This window comes from Luteimonas sp. TWI596, from assembly GCF_039674105.1.
Lineage (GTDB): Bacteria > Pseudomonadota > Gammaproteobacteria > Xanthomonadales > Xanthomonadaceae > Luteimonas.
The window spans coordinates 103885-116586 of sequence record NZ_JBDJMU010000010.1 but is presented as its reverse complement, the minus strand read 5'-3'; the positions used below and the strand labels follow the sequence as shown (position 1 = coordinate 116586).

Genomic DNA, 12702 nt, shown 5'->3' with positions numbered 1-12702 from the left:
GCGTCGACCGGGCAGAACGCGTGCCGGCATCGCCGGCCGCGCCCGACAGGCAACTAGCGCGCGGACCGCGCCCCGGTCCGCAGCCGGCGTGCCAGCGCGCCGAGCGCGGCGACCACCGTGGTCAACAGCACCATCGACAGGAACTGCGCGCGGGTGTCCGGGGATGCGATCAACAGCACGAAGATCAGCCCCAGGATCGCCAGCGCGGCCAGCGTCGGCACGGGGAACCCGCGCATCCGGTACGGCAGCGCCGTGCCTGCCCGATCCGCGCGGCGGCGCAGGATCAGCTGCGAGACCAGCGCGATCGTCCAGACCAGCAGACAGGTCGCGCCGACGATGTTGAGCAGCACCGGCAACACCCGCTGCGGGAACAGCAGTTCCAGGCCCGCTGCAAGGAAACCGAACGCGACGCTGGCCAGCACCGCGGCGACCGGCACCTGGCGGCGATCGCTGCGCCCGAGCACCGCCGGCGCCTCGCCGCGCCGGGCCAGCGACCAGATCATCCGCGACGCGCCGTAGAGGTTGGCGTTGAGCGCCGACAGCAGCGCGATCACCGCGACCAGGGTGATCGCGGCCGCTGCACCGGGAATGCGCGCCACCTGCAACACCGCCGCGAACGGCGAGGCCAGCGCTGGGCTGTCCCAGGGCACGACGGCGACGATCACCGCGATCGAGCCCAGGTAGAACACCAGGATGCGCCAGGCGACGGTGCGGATCGCACGCGCCAGGCTGCGCGCCGGATCGTCGGTCTCGGCAGCGGCGATGGCGACAATCTCGGTACCGCCGAACGCGAACACCACGACCAGCAGCGCCGCGCCGACGCCCATCAGCCCGTTCGGCGCGAAGCCGCCATTGGCATGGAAATGCGCCAGCCCCGGCGATGCGACGTCCGGCAGCCAGCCCAGCAACAGCGCGACGCCAACCGCGATGAAGGCCAGGATCGCGACCACTTTCAGGATCGCGAACCAGAACTCGAACTCGCCGAAATTGCGCACCCCCAGCAGATTGATCGCGGTGAACACCGCCATGAACGTCAGCGCCAGCCCGGGCACCGAGAGGCCGGGCCACAGGGTCTTCAGCAGGCCGGCCGCGCCGACCGCCTCGGCGGCGATCACGATCACCACTTGCAGCCACCACAGCCAGCCGACCGTCGCGCCCGCGGTGGCGCCCATCGCGTCCTCGGCGTAGACCGAGAACGCGCCGCTGGCCGGCTTGGCCGCCGCCATCTCGCCCAACGCGTGCATCACCACGATCACCAGCGCGCCGGCGATCAGGTAGGACAGCAGCACCGCCGGACCGGCGGCCTGGATGCCGACCCCCGAGCCCAGGAACAGACCGGCGCCGATCGCGCTGCCCAGGCCCATCATCACCAGCTGGCGCGGCTTGAGCGCGTGCGCGGAGACCGCGACCGGGCGGGCGGCCTCGGGACGGGGCGTAGAGGTGGGCTGCATCGGGGCCGGCCTGGGTCGAAAGGCAGGCACGATACCCGATTCGCGTCGCCGTAACCGGCCCGCGCCCGGGCTCAGGCCAGCAGCGCCTCCAGCGCCGCCATGCGCACCGCGACGCCATTGCGCACCTGGCGCAGCACCCACGATTGCGGGCCGTCGGCGACCTCGTCGGCGATCTCCACGCCGCGGTTCATCGGGCCGGGATGCAGCACGACCGCATCCCGCGCGGCCAGCCGCAACCGGCGCGCGTCGAGTCCGTAGTCGCGGTGATAGTCCTCCAGCGAGCCGACCAGGCCTTCCTCCATGCGCTCGCGCTGCAACCGCAGCATCATCACCGCGTCGACACCGTCGAGCGCGGCATCCAGATCGTGCGAGACCGCGCAGCCGGCCAGCGTGGCCTCGTCCGGCAGCAGCGCCGCCGGGCCGCACACGCGGATCTCGCCGGCGCCGAGCGTGCGCAGCGCCTGCAGGTCGCTGCGTGCGACCCGCGAGTGCTTCACATCGCCGACGATCGCCACGCGCAGACCCGAGAAATCCGTGCCCTTGGCCTGGCGCAAGGTCAGCATGTCGAGCAGGCCCTGCGTGGGATGCGCGCTGCGCCCGTCGCCGGCATTGAGCAGTGCGGTGTCCGGCGCGGCGGCCTGCGCCAGCGCGGCCACCGCGCCGTCGGCACTGTGGCGCACGACGAAACCGCGCACGCCCATCGCCTCGATGTTGCGGAACGTGTCGAGCGCGGTCTCGCCCTTGGTCGTCGACGAGGTCGACGCGTCGAAGCCGAGCACGTCGGCGCCGAGGCGCTGGGTCGCGCGCTGGAAGCTCAGCCGGGTCCGCGTCGATGGCTCGAAGAACAGCGTGCAGACCGCGACGCCGGCCAAGCGCGCATTGCGCTCGTCCCCGTCGAGGATCGCCTGGGCGCGGTCGAGCAGCATCTCCAGGCTCGCACGCGGCAGGCCGTCGAGGGTCAGCAGATGGCGCAGGCGGCCGTCGGCGTCGAGTTGCGCGGAAGAAGCGGTCTGGGACATCGCGGTGGGCGGGCAGCGGCGGGAACTCGATTGTCCCGCACCCGGTGCCCGCGCGGATAGCGCGCGTCGGTCAGCGCATCACCGGCGTGCCGGTGTCCGGCGCGGCGAGCCAGCGCTCAACGATGACCGCCGCGGCGACCGCGTCGAGTGTCGCCGCGTCGCGGCGGCGCCGGCGCCCCTCGGCCCGGTCGACAGCGAAGCGGCGGGCCGCCTCGATCGAACTCGCCCGCTCGTCGATCAGCACGACCGGCAGGCCGAAGCGGGCGACGAGTTCGCGCGCGAACGCATGCGCCCGGACCCGTGCGGGCTGGTCGCCGCCGTCCAGGGTCAATGGGTCGCCGACGATCATGCCGTCGGGCCGCCAGTCCTTGTGCAGCCGCACGACCGCCGGCCAGTCGATCTGGCCGCCATGCACGTCGACCACCGCCAGCGCGCGCGCGCCGTGGCCGAACGCGCTGCCCACGGCCACGCCGATGCGCCGCGCCCCGACATCGAACCCGAGCACCGTGCCGTCGCGGCGGATCGCCGGGGCAGCGGATTCGGACCCGGCCTCGCTCACGCCCGTCCGCCGTGACTGACGACCAGGGTCATGTCGACGCCGATCCGGCCGGCCGCCGCCTGCCAGCGCGCGTCGAGCGGGGTGTCGAACAGCAACGGGGCATCGGCGGGCACGGTCAGCCAGCTGTGCTGGGTCAGTTCCTGCTCGAGCTGGCCGGCGCCCCACCCGGCACAGCCGAGCGCGACGATCGCGTTGTCCGGCCCTTCGCCGGCCGCCATCGCTTCGAGCACATCGCGCGACGTGGTCACGCTCAGCCCCTCGGCGATCGCCAGGCTCGAGTCCCAGCGCGGGTCGCCGTCGTGCAGCACGAAGCCGCGCTCGGGATGCACCGGCCCACCGGCCAGTACACGGTGGTCGCGCAGGCGCTGGTCGATGAGCACGATGCCCATCTGCTCGAACACCTCGCCCAGGGTGTACTCCGAGGGCCGGTTGACGACCACACCCATCGCGCCATCGGCGTCATGCTGGCAGATCAGCGCGACCGAGCGCGCGAAGTCGGGATCCTGCAGCGCCGGCAGCGCGACCAGCAGGTGATTGGCGAAGAACGACATGGCGACATTCTAGCCGGCCGCCCCGCAGGCGACGCGTGCACGACCTGAAGGCCAGCATCGCGCAGGCGCGATCCACTGCCCACCCTCGCCGCCTGCCGCGCAAGCCCGCCCCCTGGCGGTCCGCATCGGCATCGCCGGCTGGCGTTAGTCGCCGGTCCGGGCCGGGCTGTGACGCCGCGCCGTCACAGCCCGAACTGGATCTCCTGCGGCGTCGCCACCCGCACGCCGACCACCTCGACCTCGGCGCGCAGCGTGCGCCCGGCCAGCGGATTGTTGCCGTCTACCGTGATGCTGTCGGCATCGAGCGCGGTGACGGTGACGTCCAGCGGGCCCTTCTCGGTCTGCGCACGCAGCTTCTCGCCGACCGCCGGCACGGCGCTGCCGGTGAACACGCTGCGCGGCAGGCGCTGCACCAAGCCGTCGTGGCGCGGCCCGAAGCCGGCTTCGGGCGGGATCTCGACGGTGAACGTGTCCCCCGCGCTGTGCCCCTCGAGCGCCTCTTCCAGCCCACGGATGATCGCGCCGCTGCCGTGCATGTAGACCAGCGGATCATGGCCGCGGGTCGTGGCGATCTGCGCGCCGGAGGTGTCCGACAGCGTGAAGTGGACCGTGGCGACACGACGGTGTGCGATTTCCATCGGCAGTTCCTGCTGGGCGATGGCGCATGGTCGCGCGGCCCCCGTGAAGGGCGCAAGCCGGTGTCTGGCGCCCGGCGCCGGGCCTGCCTATGCTGCGCGCATGAGCGGCTACTGCGACATCGCGCCCGGCCATCCACTGCACGGGCCCTACCACGACACCGAGTACGGCTTTCCGCAGCGCGAGGAAGCGGTGCTGTTCGAGCGCCTGCTGCTGGAGATCAACCAGGCCGGGCTGAGCTGGGAGACAGTGCTGCGCAAGCGCGCGGGCTTTCGTGCCGCCTACGACGGCTTCGATGTCGATACTGTCGCCGGCTACGGCGAGGCCGACCGCGCGCGCCTGCTGGCCGACCCGGCGATCATCCGCAACCGGCTCAAGATCGACGCGGCGGTCCACAACGCCCAGGTCGTACAGGGCCTGCGTGCAAGTCATGGCGGCTTCGCCGCGTGGCTGGACGCGCACGCCAACGAAGACGGCCGGCCGCGCGACAAGGCATCGTGGGTGAAGCTGTTCAAGCGCACATTCCGGTTCACCGGCGGGGAGATCACCGGCGAGTTCCTGATGAGCCTGGGCTATCTGCCCGGCGCGCACCGCGCCGACTGCCCGGTCGCACGGACGCTCGCGCGCCGGACCGCGCGCTGACCGCCGGATCCGGCACCCCGAACGCATTCCGGCCGCTTGCGCGGCCGGAACGGTTGCCACAGGCGTGGGCGCAGGCTCAGCCCTTGACCGCGGCCTGGTAGCGGCGCTCGACCTCGTTCCAGTCGACGACGTTGTAGAACGCGGCGATGTAGTCCGGGCGACGGTTCTGATACTTGAGGTAGTAAGCGTGTTCCCAGACGTCCAGACCCAGGATCGGGGTGTTGCCCGAGCCAATGCCCTGCATCAGCGGATTGTCCTGGTTGGCGCTGCTCTCGACCTTCAGCGTGCCGGCCTTGTCGACCGACAGCCAGGCCCAGCCGCTGCCGAAGCGACTGATGGCGGCCTTGGTGAAGGCCTCCTTGAACGCATCGAAACCGCCCAGGTCGCTGTCGATGTGCTTGGCCACATCGCCGACCGGCGCGCCGCCGCCCTTGGGCGACATCACCGTCCAGAACAGCGAGTGGTTGGCATGGCCGCCCGCGTTGTTGCGCAGCGGACCGCGCTTGTCCTCGGGCAGCTTGTCGAGGTTGGCCACCAGTTCCTCGACCGGGCGATCCGCCCACTCGGTGCCTTCGAGCGCGGCGTTGGCGTTGTTGATGTAGGTCTGGTGGTGCTTGGTGTGATGGATCTCCATCGTCTTGGCGTCGATGTGCGGCTCGAGCGCGTCGTAGGCGTAGCCAAGTTCGGGAAGGGTGTAGGCCATCAGCGGGACTCCTCTTAGATGAATGCGCCATTGTCCTCCGACGGAGGTCAAACTGGCGACAAGGCCCGGCTACGATACGCATAGCCGGTGCCAAATCGGAACAACGCAGCGTTTCGCGACGCGTGCCCCGCGCCCTCAGCGCAACTGCGCCTGGATGCGCTGTGCGCGCCGCGCCGGATCGGGATGGCTGGACAGCATGCCGGCCTTGGGGCCGCCGTCGTCGAGCTTCTGCAATGCGGTCACGGCCGCCTGCGGATTGAAGCCGCCGCGCTGCAACAGCCCCAGGCCGTAGCCGTCGGACTCGAGCTCGTTGGACTGCGAATGCTGCGCCTTGACCACGTCTTCGACCACGCCGCCCAGTTCGGACGCCGCCAGGCGGCCGGCTGCGTTGCCGGTACTCGCCACGCCCTTGCGCGCCGCCTGGGCGAGATAGGCGGTGCGGAACCGGGCCTTGCTGTGGCCGTGCTTGACGTGGCCGATCTCGTGCCTCATGACGAAGCGCAGTTCGTCGTCGTCCATCGCGTCCATCAGGCCGCTGAACACCCGGACCGAGCCGTCGGGCAAGGCGAAGGCGTTGATCTCGGGCGTGCGGTAGACCTTGAAGTTGAGATTCAGGCCGGCATCGTTCTCCCAGCCGGAGACCAGACGCGCCAGCCGCTGCGCGTAGGGATCGCTGGCGGGCGCGACGAGATTCTCGGCATCGTAGGCGAGCGCGGCCTCGGCGCCGAGGGTGGCGATGTCGGCATCGCTGAGCGTCAGCCCTTTGACGACGTCGCTACCGACATCCAGGGCGGTCTGGGCCCGGCCGCCGCCCAACCCCTTGAGCCGGTCGAGCGCGCTCTGCGCGTGCGCGGCCGAGACCGCTGCGGCCAGCAGCGAGACAGCCAGGACGCAGCGAGGAACGAAGTGGTGCATGGTGCTTCCTTGTAATGGGATCGGATCGGCGACGCGCACCGGGCCCGTCGCCGCGCGCGGATTTTCAGCCGCACGCGCCTCGCCGATCAAGCGTCCGGCTCCCCGCTCTCAGCGGACCTCGGCGACTTCCACCCCGTCCAGGCCCTGGGCCAGCGTGCGCGCATCGCCCCCCTGCGCCAGCTTGATGCGCAGGCGCACCTCGTTGGCCGAATCGGCGTAGCGCAGCGCGTCCTCGTAGGAGATCTCGCCGGCCTGGTAGAGCTCGAACAACGACTGGTCGAAGGTCTTCATGCCCAGGTTGGTCGACTCTTTCATGATCTCCTTGAGCTTGGGAATCTCGCCTTCGCGGATGTAGTCCTGCACCAGCGGGGTTCCGAGCAGGATTTCCATCGCCGCGCGCCGGCCCTTGCCGTCGGGCGTGGGGATCAGCTGCTGGGCGATGACGCCCTTGAGGTTGAGCGACAGGTCCATCAGCAACTGACTGCGCCGGTCCTCGGGGAAGAAATTGATGACCCGGTCCATCGCCTGGTTGGCGTTGTTGGCGTGCAGCGTGCACAGCACCAAGTGGCCGGTCTCGGCGAACGCGATCGCGTGGTTCATGCCCTCGCGCGTGCGCACCTCGCCGATCATGATCACGTCCGGCGCCTGGCGCAGGGTGTTCTTGAGCGCGGCCTCCCAGCTGTCGGTGTCGATGCCGACCTCGCGCTGGGTGATGATGCAGCCGGCGTGCCGATGCACGAACTCGATCGGATCCTCGATCGTGATGATGTGGCCGGTCGAGTTCTGATTGCGGTAGCCGATCATCGCCGCCAGCGATGTCGACTTGCCGGCACCGGTGCCGCCGACCATGATCACGATGCCGCGCTTGGTCATCGCCAGCGTCTTGACCACCGCCGGCAGGTTCAGTTCCTCGATCGTCGGGATGTGCGTCTCGATGCGCCGCAGCACCATGCCGACCTGGTTGCGCTGGTAGAAGCACGAGATGCGGAACCGCCCCACGCCGGAAACCCCGATCGCGAAGTTGCATTCGTGCGTGCGCTCGAACTCCTCGCGCTGCGGCGGCGTCATCACATTGAGCACCATGTCGCGCGCCTGCTGCGGCGTGAGCGGTGTCTGCGTGATCGGCGAGATCTTGCCGTGCACCTTCATCGACGGCGGCAGGCCGGCGGTGATGAACAGATCCGAGGCCCGCTGGTGGGCCATCAGCTTGAGGAACGAAGTGAAGTCGAGGCTGCTCATCAGTGCTCCTGCGGCGCCGTGATCGATCATGGGCAATTCGTGATTGGAACGAGCCGCCGCGCGTCGCCGTCACGGACCACTGTTCACCGACCCCCAAATCACGGGCTCACTCGAAAAGTCGCTTGTCCTTCGCATGTTCCTTGGCCTGGGCGCGTGCGACGACGCCACGCCTGACCAGGTCCTGGAGATGCTGGTCGAGGGTCATCATGCCCGACTGCTGGCCGGTCTGGATCGCCGAGTACATCTGCGCGACCTTGTCCTCGCGGATCAGGTTCCGGATCGCCGGAATGCCGACCATGATCTCCCAGGCCGCAGTGCGGCCGCCGCCGACCTTTTTGAGCAGCGCCTGGGAGATCACCGCGCGCAAGCTTTCCGACAGCATCGAGCGCACCATCGCTTTTTCGCCGGCCGGGAAGACATCGATGATCCGGTCGATGGTCTTGGCCGCCGAGCTGGTGTGCAGGGTGCCGAACACCAGGTGGCCGGTCTCGGCGGCGGTCAGTGCCAGGCGGATCGTCTCCAGGTCGCGCAACTCGCCGACCAGGATGTAGTCGGGGTCCTCGCGCAGCGCCGAGCGCAGCGCCTCGTTGAAGCCGTGGGTATCGCGGTGGACTTCGCGCTGGTTGACCAGGCACTTGTGCGAGGTGTGCACGAACTCGATCGGATCCTCGACCGACAGGATGTGCGCGTATTCGTTCTTGTTGATGTGGTCGAGCATCGCCGCCAGCGTGGTCGACTTGCCCGAGCCGGTCGGCCCGGTCACCAGGATCAGGCCCTGCGGCTGGTCGATGAGCTGGCGGAAGATCGGCGGGCAGTTGAGGTCGTCGAGGGTCAGCACCTCGGACGGAATCGTGCGGAACACCGCACCAGCGCCGCGGTTCTGGTTGAACGCGTTGACGCGGAAGCGCGCCAGGCCCGGGATTTCGAACGAGAAGTCGACCTCGAGGAACTCTTCGTAGTCGCGCCGCTGCTTGTCCGACATGATGTCGTAGATCAGCGCGTGCACCTGCTTGTGGTCGAGCGCGGGAATGTTGATGCGCCGCACGTCGCCGTCGACGCGGATCATCGGCGGCAGGCCGGCTGACAGGTGCAGGTCGGAGGCCTTGTTCTTGACCGAGAACGCCAGCAGTTCGGCGATGTCCATGGGGTTCCTCGTTGGTGGTCCGGCGACGGCGCAGGCCAGCGGCGGCTGGCGCCGCCCGGTGTCCGGCGGCAGTATAGACCCCGCCGTCGCAGCCCCGATGCGGCCGCGTCGCCGGACTGCGCGGCACGGCATCCGGGACGGCGCCCTTCCTGCCATTTTCCGGACTTCTCATGCCTCCAGCCTCCGTCTCCGACACCGACACCGCGACCGCCTTCGTGGGCGGCGGCAACATGGCGCGCAGCCTGATTGGCGGGCTGCTCGCGCGCGATGCCGACCCGCGCACGATCCGCGTCGCCGACCCGAACGCCGGTACCCGCGAGGCGCTCGCCCGCGACTTCGGCATCCTGACGTTCGAGACCGCCGCCGAAGCGGTCGCCGGCGCCGGGACCTGGGTGCTGGCGACCAAGCCGCAGGTGTTGCGCGAGGTCTGCGAGGCGCTCGCGCCGCGGGCCGCCGAAGCGCGTCCGCTGGTGCTGTCGATCGCGGCGGGCATCACCGCCGCACAGCTCGAGCGCTGGCTCGGCGGCGGGGTCGCGGTCGTGCGCACGATGCCCAACACCCCTGCCCTGCTCGGCGCCGGCGTGACCGGCCTGTTCGCCAACGCACAGGTCGATCCGACCGGGCGCCAGCGCGCCGATGCCTTGCTGCGCAGCGCCGGACCCACGGTGTGGATCGAGGACGAAGCGCGCATGGACGCGGTCACCGCGGTCTCGGGCAGCGGCCCGGCCTACGTCTTTCTGCTCGCCGAAGCCATGGAAGCGGCAGCCGTCGCCCAGGGCCTGCCGCCGGCCGATGCGCGCACACTCGTGCTGCAGACGGTGCTCGGCGCGGCGCGCATGCTCACCGAGAGCGACGAGGCGCCCGCCGCGCTGCGCCAGCGGGTGACCTCGCCCGGCGGCACCACCCAGGCGGCAATCGAGGCCTTCGAGGCCGGCGGGCTGCGCGCATTGGTGGCCGAGGCGATCGCCAGCGCGGCGCGGCGCGGCGCCGAACTGTCGGCCGCCAATGACTGAACGCGGGCGACCGCTCGTGGCCATGCTGGCGCTGGCGCTCGCCGCCTGTGGCGCCGAGCCGTCGACGCCATCGCCAGGCACCAGCAGCGGCGGCAACACCCTCGCGATGCCCGAACGCGCCATGCTCGGCACGGCCGAGATCGAGGCCAGCGTCGTGCCGACTGCGCGCATTTCGGAGGCCGCCGCGCGCCAGTACGGCATCGACCGCGGCGATGACCGCGTGCTCGTGCTGGTCAGTGTGCGCGACGGCGATGCCGCGCCGCCGGTGACGGTGACCGGCCATGCGCGCGACCTGCGCGGTGTGCGTCAGTCGCTGGCGTTCGCACCGGTGACCGTCGATGGACAGGTCGAACATGTCGCCACGGCCCGGGCGTTCGGCCCCGACACCCTGCGGCTGGCGCTCGAGGTCGCGGGCGTCGACGGCGCCCGCACCGTGCTGCGTTTCAACCGCGAGATCCCGCGCTGACCACGCGCAAGGGCCTCCAGGCGCCGCGGCACGCCCGCGACGCCGTGCAGCTGCCTCAGTAGCCGACGCTGATGCGCTGGCGCGGATGCGCCGGACGCTCGATCTCGTCGGCGAACGCGATGGCGTAATCCTCCATCGAGATCGCGCTGCGGCCCTGGGCATCGACCGGCAGGCTGTCGCCGCCAACCCGGAAAACGCCCGTGCGCTCGCCGGGCTCGAACACGGCCGCCGGTGAGACGAAGGTCCAGTCGAGGTCGGCGACGTCACGCAAGGCCTGCAGGAACGCACGGCCGGCAGCGGCCTCGGCGCGATAGGCCTCGGGAAACTCCGGGGTGTCGATCAAGGCGACGCCCGGCGCGACCTCCAGGCTGCCCGCGCCGCCGACGACCAGCAGCCGCGGCACACCGGCCGCGCGGACCGCGTCGACGACGACCTGCGCACTCGGCCCCCCATCGAAGCGGGCGGCGCTGACCACGACATCGTGCCCGGCCAGCACCGGCGCGAGCGACGCGCTGCGCGAGGCATCGGCCGACTGCAGGCTCAGCCCCGCCTGCGGGGGAACATCGGCGGTGTTGCGGGCGATGCCGGTCACCCGGTGGCCACGCGCGAGCAGTTCGCGCGCCAGGCGCGCCCCGACCCGACCGGTCACGCCGATAATGGCGATGCGTTGCATGGAGGGATTCTCGAAGCGGGGGGCCTGCATGCTAGTGCGCAGGCCGCCGCGGTGGGCCACCGGCAGCGCAAAGCAGCGTTCCGTTCCCGCACCGGCCGCGTCGGGCCGGCGAGCGCTCTAGGGATAGAGCATCCGCTTGCGGCAATTGCCAGCGGCGTCGCACTCATAGAGCCAGCGCTCGTGCAGGCGATAATCGGCGCCGTACCAGAACTCCATGCGGTCGGGACGGACACGCAGGCCCGACCAGCGCGGCGGGCGCGGCACCTCGCGCCCCTCGAACTCGCGGGCCACATCGTCGAGCCGCTGCTCGAAGGTCGCGCGATCGTCGAGTTCTTCAGACTGCCGCGAAGCCCAGGCCCCGAGCTGGCTGCCGCGCGGCCGCGACGCGAAGTAGGCGTCGGCCTCCTCGTCGCCGACGATCACCACCGGCCCCTCGATGCGGACCTGCACGCCGTGGCGCACGCGCGGCCAATGGAACAGCAACGCCGCCTGCGGGTTGTCCTGCAGCTCGCGGCCCTTGCGGCCGTCGAGATGGGTGTAGAACACGAAACCACGTTCGTCCCAGGCTTTGAGCAGCACGACGCGCGCCGACGGGCGCCCGTCGAGGGCGGCGGTGGCGACGGTCATCGCGGTGCGGTCGGGCTCGCCGGCCGCGGCGGCCTCGTCGAACAGCACGGAAAACGTGGACAGGGCTTCGGTCAGCAGGGCGGCGCAGGGCGTGGTCATGTGCCGATCATCGCGCCGACGCGCCGCGATGTCGAACGCCGGTTTGCATCTCGTCACTGGCGAGCGCGACGCTCGGGTATCGTGCCGCGATGGTCACCCCGCCCTCGCCCACGCAATGGCCCGACGCGCTCGTCGCGCGCGTGCTCGACGATGCCCTGCGGCACGACACGCGCGTGCTCGGCATCAGCGGCCTGCAAGGCACGGGCAAGTCGACGCTGGCCGCCCAACTCGCCGCCGCCGGTCGGGCACGCGGCCTCGCGATCGCGGTGCTCTCGCTCGACGACCTCTATCTCGATCGTGATGCCCGGCAGACCCTGGCCCGCACCGTGCATCCGCTGCTCGCCACCCGTGGCCCGCCAGGCACGCATGCGGTCGCACTGGGCTGCGCGCTGCTCGACACGCTGCGCGCCGGCGGCATCGCCCGGCTGCCACGCTTCGACAAGGGCTGCGACGACCGTCGGCCGCCGGCCGACGGGGCGAGCGCCGGACCGGTCGCATTGACCGTATTCGAGGGCTGGTGCCTGGGCGCGACGCCTGAACCTGCGGACGCGCTCGCCACGCCGATCAACGCGCTGGAGCGCGACGAAGATCCCGACGGCACGTGGCGCCGCTGGTGCAATACCGCGCTCGCCCGCGACTACCCCGCGCTGTGGCAGCGCATGGACCGGCTGCTGTTCCTGCAACCGCCCGGCTTCGAGGTGGTACCGAGCTGGCGCTGGCAGCAGGAACAGGCGCTGCGCCGCGCGACGCCCGACCGGGCCGGCATGGACCGCGCCCAGGTCGAACGCTTCGTGCAGCACTACGAGCGCGTCAGCCGGCGCCTGCTGCGCACGTTGCCGGACGCGGCCGATGTCGTGATCGCTCTGGACGCGCAGCGGCGCGTATGCCCGCCCGACTGATCGGCCCCGCGCCCGCAACGACGTGCGACCGGCACCGATGCGAGGCGCACCGCTGCTAGGATTCGG

General features: G+C 71.0%; 15 protein-coding genes. 4 read left to right on the top strand and 11 right to left on the bottom strand.

Annotation, left to right across the window (positions count from 1 at the left end; translation table 11 throughout):
- Window positions 1-53 precede the first annotated feature (53 nt).
- From ABE487_RS09775 to ABE487_RS09755, 5 genes are all read right to left on the bottom strand, one after another.
- Window positions 54-1451 carry an amino acid permease gene (locus ABE487_RS09775; RefSeq protein ID WP_346451206.1) on the bottom strand — a complete coding sequence of 466 codons (1398 nt, stop codon included), beginning with the start codon at window positions 1449-1451 and terminating at the stop codon, window positions 54-56.
- A gap of 71 nt (window positions 1452-1522) precedes the next feature.
- A complete protein-coding gene (locus tag ABE487_RS09770; protein ID WP_346451205.1) occupies window positions 1523-2470 on the bottom strand; it encodes an aspartate carbamoyltransferase catalytic subunit in 948 nt (315 codons plus the stop codon).
- 70 nt (window positions 2471-2540) lie between these two features.
- Window positions 2541-3029: a Holliday junction resolvase RuvX gene (ruvX, locus tag ABE487_RS09765; protein ID WP_346445186.1), complete on the bottom strand. Its 489-nt coding sequence runs from the start codon at window positions 3027-3029 to the stop codon at window positions 2541-2543.
- The gene (locus ABE487_RS09760; protein WP_346445185.1) at window positions 3026-3580 is read right to left on the bottom strand and encodes a YqgE/AlgH family protein; all 555 of its coding nucleotides are present in this window, start codon (window positions 3578-3580) and stop codon (window positions 3026-3028) included. The genes ruvX and ABE487_RS09760 overlap by 4 nt, the downstream gene beginning before the upstream one ends.
- A 182-nt stretch (window positions 3581-3762) precedes the next feature.
- Window positions 3763-4218 carry a peptidylprolyl isomerase gene (locus tag ABE487_RS09755; RefSeq protein WP_346445184.1) on the bottom strand — a complete coding sequence of 152 codons (456 nt, stop codon included), beginning with the start codon at window positions 4216-4218 and terminating at the stop codon, window positions 3763-3765.
- A 100-nt stretch (window positions 4219-4318) separates the two neighbouring features.
- Between ABE487_RS09755 and ABE487_RS09750 the strand changes: the two genes are divergently transcribed.
- Window positions 4319-4858, top strand: coding sequence for a DNA-3-methyladenine glycosylase I (locus ABE487_RS09750; RefSeq protein ID WP_346451204.1), 540 nt, complete (start codon window positions 4319-4321; stop codon window positions 4856-4858).
- A gap of 76 nt (window positions 4859-4934) precedes the next feature.
- Here ABE487_RS09750 and ABE487_RS09745 read toward each other — a convergent pair whose 3' ends face one another.
- From ABE487_RS09745 to ABE487_RS09730, 4 genes are all read right to left on the bottom strand, one after another.
- Window positions 4935-5561 carry a superoxide dismutase gene (locus ABE487_RS09745; RefSeq protein ID WP_183427425.1) on the bottom strand — a complete coding sequence of 209 codons (627 nt, stop codon included), beginning with the start codon at window positions 5559-5561 and terminating at the stop codon, window positions 4935-4937.
- A gap of 135 nt (window positions 5562-5696) precedes the next feature.
- Entirely contained in the window at window positions 5697-6476 is a 780-nt protein-coding gene (locus ABE487_RS09740; protein ID WP_346451203.1) for a M48 family metallopeptidase, read from the bottom strand.
- A 108-nt stretch (window positions 6477-6584) separates the two neighbouring features.
- Window positions 6585-7715, bottom strand: coding sequence for a PilT/PilU family type 4a pilus ATPase (locus ABE487_RS09735; protein WP_346451201.1), 1131 nt, complete (start codon window positions 7713-7715; stop codon window positions 6585-6587).
- A gap of 106 nt (window positions 7716-7821) precedes the next feature.
- A complete protein-coding gene (locus ABE487_RS09730; protein ID WP_337244275.1) occupies window positions 7822-8859 on the bottom strand; it encodes a type IV pilus twitching motility protein PilT in 1038 nt (345 codons plus the stop codon).
- 170 nt (window positions 8860-9029) lie between these two features.
- Here ABE487_RS09730 and proC point away from each other — a divergent pair, with 170 nt between their 5' ends.
- Both proC and ABE487_RS09720 read left to right on the top strand, forming a co-directional pair.
- Window positions 9030-9872 carry a pyrroline-5-carboxylate reductase gene (proC, locus tag ABE487_RS09725; protein WP_346451200.1) on the top strand — a complete coding sequence of 281 codons (843 nt, stop codon included), beginning with the start codon at window positions 9030-9032 and terminating at the stop codon, window positions 9870-9872.
- Window positions 9865-10338: a DUF4426 domain-containing protein gene (locus ABE487_RS09720; protein ID WP_346451198.1), complete on the top strand. Its 474-nt coding sequence runs from the start codon at window positions 9865-9867 to the stop codon at window positions 10336-10338. Before proC ends, ABE487_RS09720 begins: the two co-directional genes overlap by 8 nt.
- Before the next feature lie 55 nt (window positions 10339-10393).
- On the opposite strand, the gene ABE487_RS09715 is transcribed toward ABE487_RS09720, so the two are convergent.
- A complete protein-coding gene (locus ABE487_RS09715; protein WP_346446867.1) occupies window positions 10394-11011 on the bottom strand; it encodes an NAD(P)-dependent oxidoreductase in 618 nt (205 codons plus the stop codon).
- Window positions 11012-11128: 117 nt separating this feature from the next.
- Window positions 11129-11767: a pyridoxamine 5'-phosphate oxidase gene (gene pdxH, locus ABE487_RS09710; RefSeq protein WP_346451221.1), complete on the bottom strand. Its 639-nt coding sequence runs from the start codon at window positions 11765-11767 to the stop codon at window positions 11129-11131.
- A gap of 59 nt (window positions 11768-11826) precedes the next feature.
- Between pdxH and ABE487_RS09705 the strand changes: the two genes are divergently transcribed.
- On the top strand, window positions 11827-12636 hold the full coding sequence (locus ABE487_RS09705) for a kinase (RefSeq protein ID WP_346451196.1): 810 nt from the start codon (window positions 11827-11829) through the stop codon (window positions 12634-12636).
- Window positions 12637-12702: the final 66 nt, after the last annotated feature.

Bases quoted from the DNA above. Each gene is read 5' to 3' on its own strand.
- ABE487_RS09775 (WP_346451206.1), bottom strand. From the start codon at position 1,451: ATGCAGCCCACCTCTACGCCCCGTCCCGAGGCCGCCCGCCCGGTCGCG.
- ABE487_RS09770 (WP_346451205.1), bottom strand. From the start codon at position 2,470: ATGTCCCAGACCGCTTCTTCCGCGCAACTCGACGCCGACGGCCGCCTG.
- ABE487_RS09760 (WP_346445185.1), bottom strand. From the start codon at position 3,580: ATGTCGTTCTTCGCCAATCACCTGCTGGTCGCGCTGCCGGCGCTGCAG.
- ABE487_RS09755 (WP_346445184.1), bottom strand. From the start codon at position 4,218: ATGGAAATCGCACACCGTCGTGTCGCCACGGTCCACTTCACGCTGTCG.
- ABE487_RS09750 (WP_346451204.1), top strand. From the start codon at position 4,319: ATGAGCGGCTACTGCGACATCGCGCCCGGCCATCCACTGCACGGGCCC.
- ABE487_RS09745 (WP_183427425.1), bottom strand. From the start codon at position 5,561: ATGGCCTACACCCTTCCCGAACTTGGCTACGCCTACGACGCGCTCGAG.
- ABE487_RS09740 (WP_346451203.1), bottom strand. From the start codon at position 6,476: ATGCACCACTTCGTTCCTCGCTGCGTCCTGGCTGTCTCGCTGCTGGCC.
- ABE487_RS09735 (WP_346451201.1), bottom strand. From the start codon at position 7,715: ATGAGCAGCCTCGACTTCACTTCGTTCCTCAAGCTGATGGCCCACCAG.
- ABE487_RS09730 (WP_337244275.1), bottom strand. From the start codon at position 8,859: ATGGACATCGCCGAACTGCTGGCGTTCTCGGTCAAGAACAAGGCCTCC.
- proC (WP_346451200.1), top strand. From the start codon at position 9,030: ATGCCTCCAGCCTCCGTCTCCGACACCGACACCGCGACCGCCTTCGTG.
- ABE487_RS09720 (WP_346451198.1), top strand. From the start codon at position 9,865: ATGACTGAACGCGGGCGACCGCTCGTGGCCATGCTGGCGCTGGCGCTC.
- ABE487_RS09715 (WP_346446867.1), bottom strand. From the start codon at position 11,011: ATGCAACGCATCGCCATTATCGGCGTGACCGGTCGGGTCGGGGCGCGC.
- ABE487_RS09705 (WP_346451196.1), top strand. From the start codon at position 11,827: ATGGTCACCCCGCCCTCGCCCACGCAATGGCCCGACGCGCTCGTCGCG.